General features: G+C 49.4%; 2 protein-coding genes. Both read left to right on the forward strand.

All coding sequences use genetic code 11. The annotated features are described in order from the left end of the window. Window positions 1–253: 253 nt before the first annotated feature. On the forward strand, window positions 254–637 hold the full coding sequence (locus tag IE083_RS15480) for a hypothetical protein (RefSeq protein ID WP_189354930.1): 384 nt from the start codon (window positions 254–256) through the stop codon (window positions 635–637). A 298-nt stretch (window positions 638–935) separates the two neighbouring features. Then, a complete protein-coding gene (locus IE083_RS15485) occupies window positions 936–1,718 on the forward strand; it encodes a HEPN-associated N-terminal domain-containing protein (protein ID WP_189354931.1) in 783 nt (260 codons plus the stop codon). The last annotated feature ends 488 nt before the right edge of the window (window positions 1,719–2,206 follow it).

A 2,206-nucleotide genomic window follows, 5' to 3' on the forward strand; every position in this document is an offset into this window, starting at 1 on the left:
CTGTGTTTTGGATGATCCGAATTATCTCATACGGCTCGTTAAGTCCGACAGGCTGCTAGGAAAGCTCGCAGATCAGCGGGTTGCGATTGTTCTCGGCGCATTGGCCGTAGTTTGGACAGCCGCAGAGTCATTTTTTTCCTCAATTAAGGCTGTTAAAGCATAAATTGAGCGCCCATATCTAATGGTACCTTGTCTTGCTGGCTTACTTGAGACTAGGCATTTTCCCGTCGCACACTTCATTTCTGGTAAGGATATGGCAAAGGCTTATTTTTGCGTGCTGTTAAAAGATGCTGTACATAATGCAGTCATCGATCTTGATAATTTACCGGCAGGAACCTCCTCTGATGAAGTCGAACACTTTGCAGCCCAAGGAGTCGATATCGGCTTATGGCTGAAGTCAGATCTCAACCGAGCAGTAAGGGTTGCAGATAACATCAGGAATGGTATGTTTGATGCCGAGTCCTGTTTCTTAATTTCCAAGCTCGCGAGCCTCTATGAGAACATGCCACCAGCAAGCGAACAGAAGGATTTCCTCATCGCTGTATGCAGTGAGCAGACCGACATTGTGCGTACCTCTCCTGAAGTAGCAGAGGAAACTTGGCGAAAAGTATCCAACATTGGACGTACGCCAGCTTAGTAACCTTTCAGCTGTTCCGCATGTATCAAACCCCGTGCTGAGCGGGGTTTAGCAAATATAGGGTGTGAGCATTGAATGGGTAGCCGTGCCTGTACAACAGCGTGCAAAAGTGAACAGGTGGGGGGTGATCAGCGTCCGATTTTGACCACCCCGGGTGTGGTTGCAGGCACTGCCCCCTGCTGTGGTTGATTGGACTCTAAAGTCACGTGCTACTCAATACCGGGGGGACGTCGGATTTATCAGGTATTTTTTTGTCCAGCCCAAACGGCAAACATAAACTACATCGACGAGCTCAATTATGGATCGCGTTTGTTCTTCCTGTTTCGACGACCCGGACATTCGAGCCTGGATTCGCGACGTTGGGGGGCCTCGGGGCTGTGACTTTTGTGGTAGGTATGACTCGCCTACGGCCGAGTTGGGAGAGGTGTGCCGATATATCGAGGATTGTTTGGGTAAATTCTGGGGCCTTGCAGTTGAGCAGCTTCCTTACGAAAGTGCAGAAGGGGGATACCAAGGACAGACTTGGGATACAGCCGAAGTACTCTTCGATGAAGAGGAACTGTCTCTTCCCCGAGATCGTGACGGAACGCTTTACTGGGCCATCATTCGTGAGCTACCTGATGAGGTTTGGTGCGACTGGGACTGGTTATCCCTAGATACCGACGTAGCATTGAGGATGAGCTGGGAAACGTTTTGTGAGAACGTCAAGCACGTCCGTAGATTCTTCTTCCACTTGCTGGGTGGTTCTACTGATGATCGAGACAGCTATTCCGCAGAAGATATCCTGCAGGCTATTGCCCATCTTTGTGAACAGCTAGCCCTTATACAGGAATTGCCGCCAGGAACTCGACTCTGGCGGGCCAGGGCAGACATCCCGCCAGGTAAGAGAGTTAACGCCTCAGACTTCGGACCTCCACCCAAGCAATATGCGTTGCAGAGCAACCGAATGAATCCGCCTGGCATACCAATGATGTATGCTGCTTCAACGGCGTTGACTGCGAAGCTTGAGACGCGGGCCATCTCTGCGAAAAGGGCGTGTCTGAAATTCTGTGTAAACTGCCCATTACCATCGCATCATTGACCGCTGGGTTTGGCCGACCGGTCTCTTCGCTCCCCGTACTGAAACCCTTGTTATTGCTGGCTTTGACAGACTATGGCAACAAGCATGCACGTAACCCCTTGAAATCGTCACTGCGTGACAGACTTAAAATTTTAATGGTTGCTTTGTTTTAATGTAACAAAATCATAGTCTTACGATTTGTTGTCATGACAGACTTTATTCTCTCCGATCAGTAATGATCTAAGAGAATAAAGTCTGTCACGAGGTAATGAAGTCTGTCACGACATTGGCATGATCGATTTTGCTCGTAGTGCTAAACAAAGAGGCCCGCTAGGGCCTCTTTTCATTTGAGATTACTGGGCTTGACGGTGCGCAATAGCAAGGATCGATGGGGCTGCTTGTCAGTGACTAGAGCAAATAAAGTTCGTCGGATCCGAATAAAGTTCGTCGGACTCTGATCAAGGAGAAGGGGCCATTGGCCCCTTCTTCTTTTTGGTGAGGGTGCGTGA

It is taken from the genome of Vogesella fluminis (assembly GCF_014652335.1).
Classification (GTDB): domain Bacteria; phylum Pseudomonadota; class Gammaproteobacteria; order Burkholderiales; family Chromobacteriaceae; genus Vogesella; species Vogesella fluminis.